This is a genomic window from Enterobacter sp. BWH64 (assembly GCF_001037645.1).
Lineage (GTDB): Bacteria > Pseudomonadota > Gammaproteobacteria > Enterobacterales > Enterobacteriaceae > Enterobacter > Enterobacter hormaechei_C.
Window position 1 is genome coordinate 227,398 of record NZ_KQ089922.1, and the last position, 16,110, is coordinate 243,507.

The following is a 16,110-nucleotide window of genomic DNA, read 5'->3' on the forward strand; positions in this document are numbered from 1 at the left end:
CCTTTTTACCGGGGCTTACCAGCCCGGCACCGCGCCACCGTTAAAAAGGGTCTCCGCCGCTTTCGCCACTTCCGGCGACTGATAGGACTGGATAAATTCCTTCACGTTTTCGGCGTCTTTGTTCTCTTCACGCGTGACCACAATATTCACGTAGGGTGAGTTTTTGTCTTCGATAAAGACGCTGTCGTGTACCGGAGAAAGCCCCGTTTGCTGGAGATAGGTGGTACTGATGATGGCCACATCCACTTTCGGATCGTCCAGCACGCGCGGCAGCTGCGCCCCTTCCAGCTCCATAATCTGTAAGTTTTTCGGGTTCGCGGTAATATCCAGCGCCGTTGGCAGCAGGCCAACGTCTGGCTTGAGGGTAACCAGCTTCTCTTTTTGCAGCAGCAGCAGCGCGCGGCCGAGGTTGGTGGGATCGTTTGGAATCGCAATGGTTGCGCCGTCCTTCAGCTCAGACACCGCTTTAATCTTGCGGGAGTAGCCGGCCATAGGGAAAACGAAGGTGTTGGCAACTGCAACCAGCCTGTAGCCGTGCGCCTTGTTATCTTCTGCGAGGAACGGGCGATGCTGGAAGACGTTGGCGTCCAGTTCGCCCTGGTTGGTGGCATCGTTGGGTAGCAGCGAGCCGCTAAAGCCCACCAGCTCAACATCCAGACCGTATTTCTCCTTTGCCACCTTTTTGGCGACTTCCGCCACGTCCTGCTCAGCGCCATTAATCACGCCGACTTTAAGGTGTCTGGCATCATTGCCGCCCTGGTCACAGCCCGCGAGCAGCAGGCCAGTCAGGAGAAGCGCACCCAATCGAAGTTTCACGAGACAGTTCCTTTTGATAGACGTTTTCAAGACTATATCGACAACGAGACGGCAGGCTAAAAAACGAAAAGGAATCAGTAAGACGGTTAAGTTATATGCGGCCTGTTGCCGGGTGGCGCTGCGCTCACCCGGCCTACGTGACGGGCGAAGTGTAGGCCCGGTAAGCGTAGCGCCACCGGGCGATGGGCATCAGGCTACGGTAGTCCAGGCGCAAGCAGAACCGCTTCCCTCACGCCTGCCGACGCAGCGGCGCTTCGCGCAAAAACCACGACAGCACAAACGCCAGCACCATAATCCCCGCCGCCAGCATGAATACCGCATGGATCGCCGAGCCGAACGCATCCAGATAGTCCAGACGCAGGGCATCAGGCAGATGGTGTATGGCAACGGGATTAAGTTCGCGCGGCAGTTCCGCCCCTTCCGGCAGCCTGTCGATCAGGCCTGATTGCAGAATATGGGTGAACACCGCGCCAAACAGCGCAACGCCAATCGCCCCGCCAATGGAACGGAACAGCGTCACCCCAGACGTCGCGACGCCGTATTGATCGGCTGACACGCTGTTCTGCACCGCCAGCACCAGCACCTGCATCACCAGTCCCAGCCCCATGCCCAGCACGCCGGTAAACAGGTACAGCTGCCAGGTTGGGGAGGTGATTGAAATGCGCGTCAGTAACACCATCCCCACCACGCCGAGCAGCGTGCCGAGGATCGGGAACAGACGATATTTCCCGGTACGGCTGATGATGCGCCCGCTGATAATGGAGGTGAGCAACAGCCCCCCCATCAGGGGGATCAGCTGCAAACCGGCCTGCGTCGGCGTGGCGTCTTTTACCACCTGTAAATAGAGCGGCAGGAAAGTGACGGAGCCAAACAGCGACATGCCGATAATAAAACCGATCAGGCTACAGAGCAGGAAGCTGCGGTCGCGGAAGAGCGACAGCGGGATAATCGGCTCCCACGCCAGCCGCTCTTCGTAGATAAACCCGGCGATCCCCGTCAGGCCGAAGGCCAGAATGCACCACAGCTGCGGGTCGCTCCATTGGCGGATCGTCCCGCCCTCGGTGGTAAACAGAATGATGCACAGCAACGCCATGCTGAGGTAAATCGCCCCCAGGTAGTCAATCTCATGCTTGCTGCGCCGCGCGCTGCCGTGGAAAACCGCGCCAATCACCAGCAGGGCAAACAGCCCCAGCGGCAGGTTGATGTAGAAAATCCAGCGCCAGGATGCGTGCTGAACGATAAACCCGCCGATCAGCGGCCCTATCACCGTCGCCAGGCCAAACACGCCGCCAAACAACCCCTGATAGCGACCCCGATCTGCAGGCGGGATCACGTCCGCCACGGCAGCCATGCTGATCACCATCAGACCGCCGCCCCCCAGCCCTTGCAGGGCGCGCATCAGCACCAGCTGGGTCATGTTCTGCGCCAGACCGCACAGCGCGGACCCTACAAGAAACAGCACAATCGCGATTTGCAGAACGATTTTTCGGCCAAACAGATCGCCGAATTTGCCGTACAGCGGCACCACGATGGTCGAACTGAGGATATAGGCCGTTACCACCCACGAGAGCTTATCCAGCCCGCCCAGCTCACCGACGATGGTCGGCAGCGCGGTGGAGACAATGGTCTGATCCAGCGCCGAGAGCAGCATCACCAGCAGGAGTGCGCTGAACAGCAGCTTAATCGACGGCGCCTTTTTCGCAGGTTGAGTCATTACGTCGGACTCCATAAGACATCACTTGAAATTAATTAATCGTATAATTAATATTTGTGGAAGTGATGAATAAGATCAAGAGATACGGTGACCATGCCAGCACAAAAGGACAATTCTGAACCCCGCCGCCCCGGTCGGCCACGCGGCGGCAAGCGCGTTACCGCCAGCCGTGAACAGCTGCTGGACATCGCCCTGAACCTCTTTTCCCGCCAGGGGATCGCCAATACGTCGTTGAACGCCATCGCCCGCGAAGCAGGCGTGACGCCCGCCATGCTGCACTACTACTTCAACTCCAGAGAACAGTTACTGGATGCGATGATTGAGGAGCGCTTCCTGCCGTTACGCGAGCGGATCGGGGCGATTTTCGCCGACAACCGGGATTCGCCGGTGGATGCCCTGACGGAAATGGTCAGGGTGCTGGCCGAACTGGCGGAAAAGTATCGCTGGTTTGCCCCGCTGTGGATGCAGGAGGTGATTGGCGAGATGCCGGTACTGCGCACCCATTTGCAGGCACGCTTTGGCGATGAGAAATATCACACCACGCTGGCAACCATCAAAGGCTGGCAGCAGGAAGGAAAGCTGAATCCGGCGCTGGCCCCCGAACTGCTGTTCACTACGCTGCTGAGCCTGGTGCTGGTGCCGTTCTCCCGCATGCGCAATGACGAGAGGCTTAACGCCCTCTCGCCGGAGATCGTGGTGCGCCACGTGTTAGCCGTGATAGGCACCGGGATCGGCGGTTAAAGATTTTTGGACAGATAGTGTCTCTGCATTCCCTGATAAGGGTAATCCTGCAAGGACATCTGCACCTGATAACCCTGTTTTTCATAGAACGGACGCGCCTGGAAGCTGACCGTATCCACCAGCGCGTGACGACAGCCTTTGCGACGGGCCTCCTCTTCAGCCGTTTTGATAAGCTGGCTTCCCACGCCCGTTCCCCGCACGCTGTCGCTGACCCACAGATAGTCGATGTTCAGCCAGTCGCCTTTCCGTACGCCGATTAACCCGCCCAGCATGACGCCATTGTCGTCTCGCATATATACGCCAATATCGCCGCCAAATGTCGACAGATCTAAAAACTGCGCGTTATAGGCTCTTAGCCCCGTTAATAATTCTTCTTTTTCTTCGGCTGTGACATTATCTGTAATGCTCAGATGCATAATTCTCTCCTTATTTTCAGCGCAATCTGAATATCTCACAGCTTAACCTTCATAAAAACTCCTTATTTTCTCCATTGTTTATACCTGGAAATATTCATTCAATATGTAAATAAAAAAAGCCTTTCCAATAGTCTCCGAAAACGTATAATGAGAACGATCATTCTCACTTTTTACGGTAGCCGACAATGAGTACAAAGCTGGAAGAACGACAAAAACTGCGGCAGGACGAAATCATTACCGCCGCGCGCCGCTGCTTTCGCGCCAGTGGATTTCACGCTGCCAGCATGTCGCAGATCGCCAGCGAAGCCAGGCTCAGCGTCGGACAAATCTATCGCTATTTCAGTAACAAAGACGCGATTATTGAAGAGATGATCCGGCGCATTATCGACTCACGTATTGAAGAGATGCAGGGCAAAACCCTGGTTGAAGGGATGCCGCAGGCGCTTGCCTGGCGCCAGACGCTTAACGAAGACGATGACGCGCTGATGCTCGAAATGTCCGCAGAGGCCACGCGCAATCCGCTGGTGGCAAACATGCTGATCGAAGCCGAAGCCCGCATGTTCGCCAACGCCTGCGCGCATCTGAAAAAGCAGTTCCCTCACCTGAGCGATGAGCATATTCGCTGCTGCGTGGAGATTACCGCCGTGATGATCGAAGGCACGATTTACCGTCGACTCACGCCTTTAAAAGTACCATCAGAACAATTAGAGCCTATATACCAGAATATTTTAAATATGATTTTCTCTGCGAAGTAATCGCATGTGAATAATTAGCGGAAATAAGTAATTTCCCTTTTTTCATTTCTGGCTCAGCCAGAGATGCGGGATCGCTGTGCTTTTAATTAGCCCTCCTCCCTGTTAAGCGATTAACAGGGCAGGCTTCGTTCACCCTGGAAAAAGATTATGAAAACCATAACAACCTCCATCGCGGCATTACTCCTCCTGACAGGGTGCGATAATGCGCAAACATCTGCTCCTCAACGTCCTCTTCCGGAAGTGGGGATTGTCACCCTCATGAGCCAGCCGGTGTCCGTCGTCAGCGAGCTGACCGGCCGCACCGCCGCCGCAATGAGCGCCGAAGTGCGCCCCCAGGTAGGTGGCATTATCCAGAAGCGCCTGTTCACCGAAGGCGATACGGTCAAGGCCGGGCAAACGCTGTATCAGATCGATCCTTCCAGCTACCGCGCCGCGTATGATGAAGCCGCCGCCGCACTGAAACAGGCGCAGGCGCTGGTGCAGGCCGACTGCCAGAAAGCCCGGCGTTATGCGCAGCTGGTGAAGGACGACGGCGTATCACGTCAGGATGCGGAAGACGCGAAGTCCACCTGCGCGCAGGACAAGGCCAGCGTCGAGTCAAAGAAAGCCGCGCTGGAAAGCGCCCGCATTAACCTCAACTGGACCACCGTCACCGCGCCGATTGCCGGACGTATCGGCATCTCCTCTGTGACCCCCGGCGCGCTGGTGACCGCCCAGCAGGATACCGCGCTGGCCACCATTCGCGGGCTGGACAGTATGTACGTCGATTTAACCCGTTCCAGCGCCGATCTGCTGCGTTTACGCAAGCAAACCCTCGCCAGCAACAGCGATACGCTGAACGTGTCGTTGATTCTCGAAGACGGCAGCAGCTACAGCGAAAAAGGCCGCCTGGCGCTGACCGAAGTGGCGGTGGATGAGTCTACCGGCTCAGTCACCCTGCGCGCCGTCTTCCCGAACCCGCAGCATCAGCTTCTGCCGGGCATGTTCGTCCGCGCCAGAGTGGATGAAGGCATCATGAATGACGCGATCCTCGCCCCGCAGCAGGGCATCACCCGCGACGCCAAAGGCACCGCCACCGCGCTGGTGGTGAACGCCAGCAACAAGGTCGAACAGCGTCAGCTGGAGACGGGCGACACCTACGGCGACAAATGGCTGGTGCTGAGCGGCCTGAAGGCGGGCGATAAGCTGATTGTGGAAGGCACCGATAAAGTCACCGCCGGGCAGGAAGTGAAAGCTGAAGAGATGAAAACCAACGGAGGAAACGCCTGATGTTTTCCCGTTTCTTCGTGCGTCGCCCGGTCTTTGCCTGGGTTATCGCCATTCTCATCATGCTCGCCGGAATGCTGGCGATCCGCACGCTGCCCGTTGCGCAGTACCCGGACGTGGCTCCGCCGTCGATCAAAATCTCCGCCACCTATACCGGTGCCTCCGCACAGACGCTGGAAAACAGCGTGACGCAGGTGATCGAGCAGCAGCTCACCGGGCTGGATAACCTGCTCTACTTCACCTCCACCAGCAGCTCGGACGGGTCGGTGAGTATTAACGTCACGTTTGAACAGGGAACCGATCCGGACACCGCTCAGGTACAGGTGCAGAACAAAGTCCAGCAGGCGGAATCGCGCCTGCCGACCGAGGTGCAGCAGTCCGGGATCACCGTCGAAAAATCCCAGAGCAACTTCCTGCTGATCATGGGCGTATATGACAAAACCGACACCGCCAGCAGTTCGGATATCGCCGACTGGCTGGTGAGTAATATGCAGGATCCGCTGGCGCGCGTGGATGGCGTCGGTAGCCTACAGGTGTTCGGTGCAGAATACGCGATGCGCATCTGGCTCGACCCGGCGAAGCTGGCGTCGTACTCGCTGATGCCCTCCGACGTGCAGAGCGCGATTGAAGCGCAGAACGTGCAGGTTTCCGCCGGTAAAATCGGCGCGCTGCCCTCGTCGAACGCCCAACAGCTGACCGCCACCGTCCGCGCTCAGTCGCGTCTGCAAACGGTCGATGAGTTCAAAAAGATCATCGTCAAGAGCCAGTCCAACGGTGCGGTGGTGCGCATCAGCGACGTCGCGCGCGTGGAGATGGGCAGCGAAGATTACACCGCCACCGCGAAGCTGAACGGCCACCCGGCGGCGGGTATGGCGGTGATGCTCTCACCGGGCGCCAACGCGCTTAACACCGCCACGGCGGTAAAAGATAAGATCGCCGAGTTCAAAAAGTCGATGCCGGAAGGCTACGATGTGGCCTACCCGAAAGACAGCACCGAGTTCATCAAGATCTCCGTTGAGGACGTGATTCAGACGCTGTTCGAAGCCATTATCCTCGTGGTGGTGGTGATGTACCTGTTCCTGCAAAACATCCGCGCGACGCTGATCCCGGCGCTGGCGGTGCCGGTGGTGCTGCTGGGCACCTTCGGCGTGCTGGCGCTGTTCGGTTACTCCATCAACACCCTGACGCTGTTTGCGATGGTGCTGGCGATAGGGCTTTTGGTGGATGACGCCATCGTGGTGGTGGAAAACGTCGAGCGTATTATGCGCGACGAAGGGCTGCCCGCCCGGGAAGCGACCGAAAAATCGATGGGCGAAATTTCCGGCGCGCTGATCGCCATTGCGCTGGTGCTCTCTGCGGTATTCCTGCCGATGGCCTTCTTCGGCGGCTCTACCGGGGTCATTTACCGCCAGTTCTCGGTCACCATCATTTCGGCGATGTTCCTCTCCGTGGTGGTGGCGCTGACCCTGACGCCCGCGCTGTGCGGCTCGATCCTGAATCACACCGCTCCGCACAAAAAAGGTTTCTTCGGCGCGTTTAACCGCTTCTACAGTAAGACCGAGCACGGCTATCAGAACAAGGTGCTGCGCGCCCTGCGCCGTTCCGGTGGCATGCTGGTGATCTACGCCCTGCTCTGCGGCGCGATGGGGTTCGCCATGCTAAAACTGCCGGGCAGCTTCCTGCCAACCGAAGACCAGGGTGAAATCATGGTGCAGTACACCCTGCCTGCCGGCGCAACCGCGGTGCGTACCGCCGAGGTAAGCCGCCAGGTACGCGAGTGGTTCCTCACCAAAGAGAAAGCCAATACCGACGTGATCTTTACCGTTGAAGGCTTCAGCTTCAGTGGCAGCGGCCAGAACGCCGGGATGGCGTTCGTCTCCCTGAAAAACTGGTCAGAGCGCAAAGGCGAGGAAAACACCGCCCAGGCCATTGCCCTGCGCGCCACGCAGGAGCTGAGCACCATTCGGGATGCCACAATTTTCGCCATGACGCCCCCGGCGGTGGATGGTTTAGGCCAGAGCAACGGCTTTACCTTTGAGCTGATGGCCAGCGGCGGCACCGACCGCGACGCGCTGCTGAAACTGCGTAACCAGCTGATTGGCGAAGCCAACCAGGACAACTCGCTGCACGCCGTGCGCGCCAACGATCTGCCGCAGATGCCGCAGCTTCAGGTGGATATCGATAACAACAAAGCCGTGTCGCTGGGGCTCTCCCTGAGCGATGTTACCGACACCCTCTCCAGCGCCTGGGGCGGCACCTACGTGAACGACTTCATTGACCGTGGCCGTGTGAAAAAGGTCTACATCCAGGGCGACAGTGACTATCGCGCGGTGCCGTCGGATCTTAACAAATGGTATGTGCGCGGCAGCGACAGCACCATGACCCCGTTCTCCGCCTTCGCCACCACCCGCTGGGAGTATGGCCCGGAAAGCCTGGTGCGCTACAACGGCTCGGCGGCGTATGAGATTCAGGGCGAAAACGCCAGCGGCGCCAGCTCCGGTACGGCGATGAGCAAAATGGAGCAGCTGGCGAATAACCTGCCGTCCGGCAGCACCTGGGCATGGAGCGGTTTGTCGTTGCAGGAAAAACTGGCGAGCGGTCAGGCGATGAGCCTCTATGCCCTCTCCATCCTGGTGGTGTTCCTGTGCCTGGCGGCGCTGTATGAGAGCTGGTCGGTGCCCATTTCGGTGATCCTCGTGATCCCGCTTGGGGTGCTTGGCGCAGCGGTTGCCGCCTCCCTGCGCGGCCTGAACAACGACGTCTATTTCCAGGTGGCGCTGCTGACCACCATCGGTCTGTCGTCGAAGAACGCCATTCTGATTGTCGAGTTTGCCGAAGCCAAAGTGGCCGAAGGCTACTCCCTGACGCGCGCCGCCCTGCGGGCCGCCCAGACGCGTCTGCGTCCGATCATCATGACCTCGCTGGCGTTTATCGCAGGCGTGACGCCGCTGGCGATTGCCACCGGCGCCGGGGCCAACAGCCGCGTGGCGATCGGTACCGGTATTATCGGCGGGACGCTGGCCGCGACGCTGCTGGCCATCTTCTTTGTTCCTTTATTCTTTGTACTGGTGAAACGTCTGTTCTCCGGTAAGCACGCAAACCGGAGGTCATAATGTTTCGTGTAACCGTATTAACGTTAGCGCTGCTGAGCGCGGGCTGTGTGTCATTAGATCCCACGTATCAGCGCCCGGACGCCCCCGTCCCGGCGACGTTGCCGGGCGCCCATGGCGAAGCCAACGCCGTGGTGAGCCAGTGGCAGCAGGTGATGAATGATGCGCGGTTGAAAAGCGTGGTGACGATGGCGCTCAACAGCAACCGCGACGTGCAAAAAGCGATTGCGGATATCGACGCCGCCCGTGCCCAGTATGGCGAAACGCGCTCGTCCCTGTTCCCGACGGTGGACGCGGAACTGAGCCACACCCGCAGCCGCACGCTGGCGAGCGGCGTCGCGACAAGTGACGAAGCCAACGGCGCGGTCTCCAGCTTCGAACTGGATCTGTTTGGCCGCAACCAGAGCCTGTCGCGCGCCGCGCGTGAAACCTGGCTTGCCAGCGAATTCACCGCGCAGAACACGCGCCTGACGATGGTCAGCGAGCTGACCACGGCCTGGGTGACGCTGGCGGCGGATAACAGCAATCTGGCGCTGGCGAAGTCCACCCTGGAGAGCGCCGCAAACTCGCTCAAGATTGTGAAGCGCCAGCAGGAAGTGGGCGTGGCAGCGGCAACGGACGTCAGTGAAGCGATGGCGGTTTACCAGCAGGCGCGCGCCAGCGTGGCGAGCTACCAGACGCTGGTGATGCAGGACAAAAACGCTCTCAACCTGCTGGCGGGCGATACGGTGCCCGAGAACCTGCTGCCCGGCACGCTGGAGAGCCTGAGCGACAACGCCATCACGCTGATCCCGGCGGGCGTCAGCTCCAGCGCGCTGCTGCGTCGTCCGGACATTCAGGAGGCGGAACATAACCTGCTGAGCGCTAACGCCAACATCGGCGCGGCGCGCGCCAACTTCTTCCCGACCATCTCGCTCACCGCCAGCGCGGGCGTCGGCAGCGATTCGCTGTCGTCCTTGTTCAGCCACGGGATGAAGGTCTGGTCGTTTGCGCCGTCCATCACCCTGCCGCTGTTCAGCGGCGGCAACAATATGGCGCAGCTGCGCTATGCGGAAGCCGAGAAAAAAGGGTTAATTGCGACCTATGAGAAAACCATCCAGAGCGCGTTTAAGGACGTGGCCGACGCGCTGGCCCGGCGCGAAACGTTGAGTGAACAGCTTGATGCCCAGCGTGAATACGTGGCGGCGGAGCAAAAAACGCTGGATGTGGCGACGCGCAGTTACAAGGCTGGCGCAGGCGATTATCTGACGGTGCTCACCGCGCAGCGGTCGCTGTGGTCGGCGCAGGAATCACTGATTGCCTTGCAGCAAACCGACCTGGAAAACCGCATCACGCTGTGGCAGTCGCTGGGCGGCGGGATTCAGTAACATCACTGCCGGGCGGCGCAACGTTGCCCGGCCATCAGAGTAAATACCTATGGCAAAACTCTCTTTTTCTTTCGCGGCCATCCTTGGCCTGCTGACGGCGATCGGGCCGCTGTGTTCCGATTTTTATCTTCCGGCGCTGCCGGAGATCGCCACCCAGCTCAACACCTCCACAACGCTGACGCAGCTTTCTCTTACCTCGGCGCTGATTGGCCTGGGGCTGGGACAACTTTTTTTCGGCCCGCTAAGCGATCGCATCGGACGTAAAACGCCGCTGCTGTTCTCACTTTTGCTGTTTGTACTGGCTTCAGTGCTTTGTGCCAGCACGCAGAATATTTACGCCCTGATCGGCTGGCGATTTGTGCAGGGCGTTGCCGGGGCGGGCGGCTCCGTACTTGCCCGCTCCATCGCCCGTGATAACTATCATGGCACGATGCTAACGCAGTTTTTTGCCCTACTGATGACGGTCAACGGCATCGCGCCCGTGGTGTCCCCGGTACTCGGTGGCTATATCGCGTCGCATTTCGACTGGCGGATGCTGTTCTGGGTAATGGCAGGGGCGGGTCTGGCGCTGCTGATCGCCAGCCAGCTTTTTATCCGCGAGTCCCTCACAGAGAAACAGGGCGGGGGATCGCTGACGCAAACCGCCAGGACGGTACTTAAAAATCGTCGCTTTATGCGCTACTGCCTGATCCAGGCCTTCATGCTGGCGGGGCTGTTCGCCTATATCGGGGCATCCTCCTTTGTGATGCAAAACGAATATGGCCTGAGCGCCATGCAGTTCAGCCTGCTGTTCGGTGTGAACGGTATCGGCCTGATCGTCTCAGCGCTGATTTTCTCCCGTCTGGCACGCCGACACCCGGCGGAAGGGTTAATGCAAATAGGCCTGGTGTTGGCCGTAACCTGCGCGGGGCTGACGTTGCTCTTTGCGTGGATGCAGCTTTCCGTTCCGGCACTGATTGCACTCTTTTTCACCGTCGCATTTAACAGCGGGATCAGCACCATTGCGGGTTCAGAAGCGATGAGCGCAGTCGACGCGAAGGAGTCCGGCACAGCGTCAGCCATTCTGGGCATGCTGATGTTTTTATTCGGCGGGATCGCAGCGCCTCTTGCCGGTATCGGCGGAGAAACGATGCTGAAAATGAGTCTCGCGGTGTTAGTAAGCTATGGCATTGCACTGGCGTTCGGATCCCGCACGCAGAATGCGTAAATTCATACTTTTGGCTTGAATCGCGTTGATGAATGTAACGATATATTTCAGGGGAAGCATGTGACTTTCAAAGGAGGTTTCGATGAAATCTGCACACCTGGTTTGCCTGCTCGTTTGCCTGATTTTCGCTGCGTTTGTTCACGCGCAGGAGAAGAGCGCTCCGGAGAAAGAGGCCCAGATAAAACAGCAGGTCCTGAAAGATGTGAAGAAAACCTGTACCCCGCAGAAAAAGCAGAGCGATAAGGCCTGGCAGGCGATGATTTTGTCGTCTGAGGCCAATCAGCTGCTGATCAAAAACGCCATCACCGCCGTGAAGCGTGACAACCTGGACGCCTACTGGGATGCAGTAAGTCAGGTGGATTGTATGGAAGATTACTGAGGGTTGAGCGCCGGGTGGCGCTGCGCTTACCCGGCCTACATCACACGTTTAACGCTTCCGCACATCCGGAATAATCAAATCCCCGCGCAGAACGTAGGACCCGAGCATTTGTGTTTTCTCCGTCAGCCAGCTCACGATGCGCGCCGCCATGGCATCCATGGAATACTCAATGGCCGGGATCACCGGAACACCCGGCAGATGCAGCGAACCGCCGAGGCTAAAGACCATGATGTCTTCCGGTACCGATTTATTAAACGCCTGTAACTGCGGGATCACCCGCTGGGCTTCCTGCTCATCCGCCACCAGCAGCGCGTTGAAGTTCAGCGTGGACGCGTTGTTGAGTAATTCCTGAAGCGCAACGGACGATGAAGTCGCGTCCATAAACACGAGGTTGCGATTAAAGGGCAGGAAGTTTTTCTCCAGCGCGTGTTTGTAGCCCAGCAGCACCTGATCGGCAAAGCCGCTGCCTTGCGGGTGGATCAGCGCTATCTGGCGACGCCCCTGGCTGGTGAGATAGTTACAGGCCGTTTCAGCCGCGAACGCGTGATCGAACTGAATGCTATTGGCGTTATCGGCTTCCATACAGTCGACCAGAATCACGTTGTCCATGTCCACGTCCAGCGGAAAACGCGCGCCAATCACCAGAATGTCATCACATAAGCCGCAGGAGAGTTCTTCAAGGGCGTTCATCACTTCTGTTTTTGTGTGTGCGAAACGCAGCAGCAGATGTTTTTGATGCTGGCTGAGGTGTTTTTCCAGCGCGTACAGGTAACCGGTGGTCTGGTTAATGTTTTCCTGCGCGCAAATCACCCCAATGCAGCCCGTCGACTGGCTGAGCAGCGACTGGGCGATCACGTTGGGACGATAGTTCAGCTCGTCCACCGCTTTCAGAACAGCCTGGCGGCTGGCTTCCTTCACGCCACGCGACCCGCTCAACACCCGTGATACCGTGGCTTTGGACACCCCGGCCAGACGCGATACATCGTTGATTGTAGACATCTCTCTCCCCTGTCAGACGCAACTGGCGTCTGTAATTTCCATCACCGCTACGGCTCACATTATAGCCAGAACGGAGTATATCCGTTTCCGTTTTCCATGGAAACCGATTTTCCGTTTCCACTCAATTTGATGCCAAAACAGCCAAATTATGTGACCCACATCCGGTTAATTAGCCTCATAAGTATTGGATCTTGATGGTTATCACACTTCTGTCTTTTATAAATGGAAACCGGTTTCCGTATCATGTCCAATCATCCTCGCAATAACTTTTTACATTTTGAGGATGGTTGTCGATGTTCAAGATTATGCTGTGCTGCTCTGCCGGGATGTCCACCAGCCTGCTGGTCAGCAAAATGATCGATGTTGCAAAAGAACGGGGCTTGCCCGTGAAGATAGATGCGTATGGCGTATCCGAATTTGATACGCAGTTTCCGCACTATCAGGTGGTGCTTCTCGGACCGCAAGTGAAATACATGTTAAAGACGCTCTCAGACAAGGCAGCGACGCAAGGCATTCCGGTGCAGCCCATCGACATGATGGATTACGGCATGCAGCGTGGCGATAAAGTATTGGACTATGCTCTGTCGCTCATCGAAGCGGCACACTAAAAGGTGTTCACATGAGTTCGTTATATCAATCCATGGTCGCGGTGATTGAGCAGTCAATTACGCCGCTGGCCGCGAAGCTCGGTCAGCAAAAGTATGTGATTGCCATCCGCGACGGCTTTACCGCTGCGCTGCCGTTTATGATCATCGGCTCGTTTATGCTGGTGTTTATCTTCCCGCCGTTTTCGGCGGATACCACCAACAGCTTCGCCCGCGGCTGGCTGGATTTCTCCGAGACCTACCGCGAACAGCTGATGCTGCCGTTTAACCTCAGCATGGGCGTGATGACCTTCTTCATCTCGGTGGGGATTGGGGCGAGCCTGGGGCGTCAGTTTAACCTCGATCCGGTGATGTCCGGCCTGCTGGCCTTTATGGCCTTCCTGCTGGTCGCCGCGCCCTATGCCGATGGCAAAATTTCGACCCAGTATCTCTCCGGTCAGGGGATCTTCACTGCGCTTATCACCGCGATCTACTCCACTCGCGTCTATGCGTGGCTGAAACAGAACAACGTCACCATCCGCCTGCCGAAGGAAGTGCCGACCGGCGTGGCGCGTTCGTTTGAGATCCTGATCCCGGTGATGGTGGTGATCGGAACGCTGCACCCGCTGAACCTGTTCATTGAAGCGCAGACCGGGATGATCATCCCGCAGGCGATTATGCACCTGCTGGAGCCGCTGGTGTCGGCGTCTGACTCGCTGCCCGCCATTCTGCTCTCCGTGCTGCTGTGCCAGATCTTCTGGTTCGCTGGTATCCACGGGTCGCTGATTGTCACCGGCATCATGAACCCGTTCTGGATGGCGAACCTCTCTGCAAACCAGGCGGCGCTGGCGGCGGGCGCGGCGCTGCCGCACGTTTATCTGCAAGGTTTCTGGGATCACTACCTGCTGATTGGCGGCGTAGGCTCCACCCTGCCGCTGGCGTTCCTGCTGCTGCGTAGCCGCGTTACCCACCTGCGCACCATCGGCAAAATGGGCGTGGTGCCAAGCTTCTTTAACATCAACGAACCGATTCTGTTCGGCGCACCGATCATCATGAACCCGATGCTGTTTATCCCGTTCGTGTTTGTTCCGCTGGTCAACGCCTGCCTGGCGTACGGCGCAACCAAACTCGGCTGGCTGGCTCAGGTGGTTTCGTTAACCCCGTGGACCACCCCCGCGCCGATTGGCGCCTCGTGGGCGGCGAACTGGGCGCTCAGCCCGGTGGTGATGTGCCTGGTCTGCATGGTGATGTCCGCCCTGATGTACCTGCCGTTCCTGCGCGCCTATGAGCGTACGCTCATCAAAAATGAAGAGCAGAAAGCCCAGGCGACCGTCGGTAACGCTGAAGCCGCCAGCAATTAAGTCAAAGAGGAAGAGTCATGAAATACGCATTTCCCGATAACTTCTGGTGGGGCAGCGCAAGCTCCGCTCTCCAGACGGAAGGGACACGAGAGGGTGAAACCACGTGGGATTACTGGTTTGCCCGCGAGCCGAACCGTTTTCACAACGGCGTGGGGCCGCAGCACACCTCCACGTTTTATCAGCACTGGAAAACGGACATTCAGCTGTTAAAGCAGCTGAACCACAACAGCTTTCGCACCTCGATTAGCTGGGCGCGCCTGATCCCCGACGGTATCGGTGAAGTGAGCCCGGACGCGGTCGATTTTTACAATCAGGTCATTGATGAGCTAAACGAGCAGGGCATCACGCCGTTTATCACCCTGTTCCATTTCGACATGCCGATGGCGATGCAGGAGATTGGCGGCTGGGAAAACCGTGACGTGGTGGACGCGTACGCCCGCTATGCGCAGATTTGCTTCGAGCTGTTCGGCGATCGCGTGCTGCACTGGTTTACCTTCAATGAGCCGATTGTTCCGGTGGAAGGCGGTTATCTGTACGACTTCCACTACCCGAACGTGGTGGATTTTCGTCGGGCAGCCACCGTGGCGTATCACACCGTGCTGGCCCATGCGAAGGCCGTTCAGGCTTACCGCGCCGGACACTACGCGGGTGAGATCGGCATCGTGCTCAACCTGACGCCGTCGTACCCGCGCTCCCGGAACCCGGCGGACGTGAAGGCGGCGCACATAGCGGACCTGATGTTTAACCGCAGCTTCCTCGACCCGGTGCTGCGCGGGGAGTATCCGGCGGACCTGGTGGCATTGCTGAAATCTTACGATCAGCTGCCCGCCTGCAAGCCGGAAGACGGTTTCCTGATTGCGGAAGGGAAAATCGACCTGCTCGGCGTTAACTACTATCAGCCGCGTCGCGTGAAGTGTCGCGACAGCGCGGTGAACCCGCAGGCGCCGTTTATGCCGGAGTGGTTCTTTGATAATTACGAGATGCCGGGCCGTAAGATGAACCCGTACCGCGGCTGGGAAATCTACGCGCCGGGTATTTACGATATTCTGGTTAACCTGCGCGATAATTACGGCAACCCTCGCTGCTTTATTTCGGAAAACGGCATGGGCGTCGAAAACGAGCAGCGCTTTATTGAAAATGGCCAGATTAACGATCAATACCGCATTGATTTTATTTCTGAGCATTTATCGTGGCTGCACAAAGGTATTAGCGAAGGCTGCAATTGTCTTGGCTACCATATGTGGACATTTATTGATAACTGGTCGTGGTGTAATGCGTATAAAAACCGCTACGGTTTTATTCAACTCGATGTAGAGACGCAGCAGCGCACCATTAAAAAAAGCGGAGAGTGGTTTGCCGCCACCGCCTTAAATAATAGTTTTGATAAAGAGTAAT

Annotated in this window: 14 protein-coding genes; 10 read left to right on the forward strand and 4 right to left on the reverse strand. The window is 57.8% G+C overall.

The window, feature by feature from the left end; genetic code table 11:
- Positions 1 to 15: 15 nt before the first annotated feature.
- Both nlpA and SK50_RS01135 read right to left on the reverse strand, forming a co-directional pair.
- Positions 16 to 816 (reverse strand): lipoprotein NlpA, encoded by an 801-nt coding sequence (gene nlpA / locus SK50_RS01130; protein WP_045343903.1) that lies wholly within the window; start codon positions 814 to 816, stop codon positions 16 to 18.
- A 229-nt stretch (positions 817 to 1,045) separates the two neighbouring features.
- Complete coding sequence (locus SK50_RS01135; RefSeq protein WP_015570095.1) at positions 1,046 to 2,545, reverse strand: MDR family MFS transporter; 1,500 nt, start codon at positions 2,543 to 2,545, stop codon at positions 1,046 to 1,048.
- A 78-nt stretch (positions 2,546 to 2,623) separates the two neighbouring features.
- On the opposite strand from SK50_RS01135, the gene SK50_RS01140 reads away from it, so the two are divergent.
- A complete protein-coding gene (locus SK50_RS01140) occupies positions 2,624 to 3,271 on the forward strand; it encodes a TetR/AcrR family transcriptional regulator (protein ID WP_032103773.1) in 648 nt (215 codons plus the stop codon).
- Here the strand turns inward: SK50_RS01140 and SK50_RS01145 are convergent.
- On the reverse strand, positions 3,268 to 3,687 hold the full coding sequence (locus SK50_RS01145) for a GNAT family N-acetyltransferase (RefSeq protein WP_017383664.1): 420 nt from the start codon (positions 3,685 to 3,687) through the stop codon (positions 3,268 to 3,270). The two genes, SK50_RS01140 and SK50_RS01145, sit on opposite strands and share 4 nt — an antisense overlap.
- A gap of 185 nt (positions 3,688 to 3,872) precedes the next feature.
- Here SK50_RS01145 and SK50_RS01150 point away from each other — a divergent pair, with 185 nt between their 5' ends.
- The 6 genes from SK50_RS01150 (at position 3,873) to SK50_RS01175 (ending at position 11,771) form a co-directional block, all read left to right on the forward strand.
- Positions 3,873 to 4,442: a TetR/AcrR family transcriptional regulator gene (locus SK50_RS01150; protein ID WP_032620543.1), complete on the forward strand. Its 570-nt coding sequence runs from the start codon at positions 3,873 to 3,875 to the stop codon at positions 4,440 to 4,442.
- A gap of 147 nt (positions 4,443 to 4,589) precedes the next feature.
- Complete coding sequence (locus SK50_RS01155; RefSeq protein WP_048229013.1) at positions 4,590 to 5,711, forward strand: efflux RND transporter periplasmic adaptor subunit; 1,122 nt, start codon at positions 4,590 to 4,592, stop codon at positions 5,709 to 5,711.
- Complete coding sequence (locus SK50_RS01160) at positions 5,711 to 8,821, forward strand: efflux RND transporter permease subunit (protein ID WP_045141766.1); 3,111 nt, start codon at positions 5,711 to 5,713, stop codon at positions 8,819 to 8,821. The genes SK50_RS01155 and SK50_RS01160 overlap by 1 nt, the downstream gene beginning before the upstream one ends.
- Positions 8,821 to 10,185: an efflux transporter outer membrane subunit gene (locus SK50_RS01165; protein WP_017694001.1), complete on the forward strand. Its 1,365-nt coding sequence runs from the start codon at positions 8,821 to 8,823 to the stop codon at positions 10,183 to 10,185. The genes SK50_RS01160 and SK50_RS01165 overlap by 1 nt, the downstream gene beginning before the upstream one ends.
- 49 nt (positions 10,186 to 10,234) lie before the next feature.
- Entirely contained in the window at positions 10,235 to 11,392 is a 1,158-nt protein-coding gene (locus SK50_RS01170; protein WP_023302834.1) for a multidrug effflux MFS transporter, read from the forward strand.
- 82 nt (positions 11,393 to 11,474) lie between these two features.
- Entirely contained in the window at positions 11,475 to 11,771 is a 297-nt protein-coding gene (locus SK50_RS01175) for a YicS family protein (RefSeq protein ID WP_003861030.1), read from the forward strand.
- 48 nt (positions 11,772 to 11,819) lie between these two features.
- Here SK50_RS01175 and SK50_RS01180 read toward each other — a convergent pair whose 3' ends face one another.
- Positions 11,820 to 12,770, reverse strand: coding sequence for a LacI family DNA-binding transcriptional regulator (locus tag SK50_RS01180; protein WP_040117019.1), 951 nt, complete (start codon positions 12,768 to 12,770; stop codon positions 11,820 to 11,822).
- A 293-nt stretch (positions 12,771 to 13,063) separates the two neighbouring features.
- Between SK50_RS01180 and SK50_RS01185 the strand changes: the two genes are divergently transcribed.
- Genes SK50_RS01185 through SK50_RS01195 form a run of 3 tightly spaced genes read left to right on the forward strand, consistent with a single transcriptional unit; the run spans position 13,064 to position 16,109 of the window.
- Positions 13,064 to 13,378: a PTS sugar transporter subunit IIB gene (locus SK50_RS01185; RefSeq protein WP_003861034.1), complete on the forward strand. Its 315-nt coding sequence runs from the start codon at positions 13,064 to 13,066 to the stop codon at positions 13,376 to 13,378.
- Positions 13,379 to 13,389: 11 nt separating this feature from the next.
- A complete protein-coding gene (locus tag SK50_RS01190) occupies positions 13,390 to 14,715 on the forward strand; it encodes a PTS sugar transporter subunit IIC (protein WP_023302832.1) in 1,326 nt (441 codons plus the stop codon).
- 17 nt (positions 14,716 to 14,732) lie between these two features.
- Positions 14,733 to 16,109, forward strand: a complete 1,377-nt coding sequence (locus SK50_RS01195) for a glycoside hydrolase family 1 protein (RefSeq protein WP_023302831.1) — start codon at positions 14,733 to 14,735, stop codon at positions 16,107 to 16,109.
- The last annotated feature ends 1 nt before the right edge of the window (position 16,110 follow it).

Excerpts from the sequence above, each read along its gene's own strand:
- SK50_RS01160 (WP_045141766.1), top strand. The coding sequence starts at position 5,711 with ATGTTTTCCCGTTTCTTCGTGCGTCGCCCGGTCTTTGCCTGGGTTATC.
- SK50_RS01135 (WP_015570095.1), bottom strand. The coding sequence starts at position 2,545 with ATGGAGTCCGACGTAATGACTCAACCTGCGAAAAAGGCGCCGTCGATT.
- SK50_RS01140 (WP_032103773.1), top strand. The coding sequence starts at position 2,624 with ATGCCAGCACAAAAGGACAATTCTGAACCCCGCCGCCCCGGTCGGCCA.
- SK50_RS01155 (WP_048229013.1), top strand. The coding sequence starts at position 4,590 with ATGAAAACCATAACAACCTCCATCGCGGCATTACTCCTCCTGACAGGG.
- SK50_RS01195 (WP_023302831.1), top strand. The coding sequence starts at position 14,733 with ATGAAATACGCATTTCCCGATAACTTCTGGTGGGGCAGCGCAAGCTCC.
- SK50_RS01180 (WP_040117019.1), bottom strand. The coding sequence starts at position 12,770 with ATGTCTACAATCAACGATGTATCGCGTCTGGCCGGGGTGTCCAAAGCC.
- SK50_RS01170 (WP_023302834.1), top strand. The coding sequence starts at position 10,235 with ATGGCAAAACTCTCTTTTTCTTTCGCGGCCATCCTTGGCCTGCTGACG.
- SK50_RS01145 (WP_017383664.1), bottom strand. The coding sequence starts at position 3,687 with ATGCATCTGAGCATTACAGATAATGTCACAGCCGAAGAAAAAGAAGAA.
- SK50_RS01190 (WP_023302832.1), top strand. The coding sequence starts at position 13,390 with ATGAGTTCGTTATATCAATCCATGGTCGCGGTGATTGAGCAGTCAATT.
- SK50_RS01165 (WP_017694001.1), top strand. The coding sequence starts at position 8,821 with ATGTTTCGTGTAACCGTATTAACGTTAGCGCTGCTGAGCGCGGGCTGT.
- SK50_RS01185 (WP_003861034.1), top strand. The coding sequence starts at position 13,064 with ATGTTCAAGATTATGCTGTGCTGCTCTGCCGGGATGTCCACCAGCCTG.
- SK50_RS01175 (WP_003861030.1), top strand. The coding sequence starts at position 11,475 with ATGAAATCTGCACACCTGGTTTGCCTGCTCGTTTGCCTGATTTTCGCT.
- SK50_RS01150 (WP_032620543.1), top strand. The coding sequence starts at position 3,873 with ATGAGTACAAAGCTGGAAGAACGACAAAAACTGCGGCAGGACGAAATC.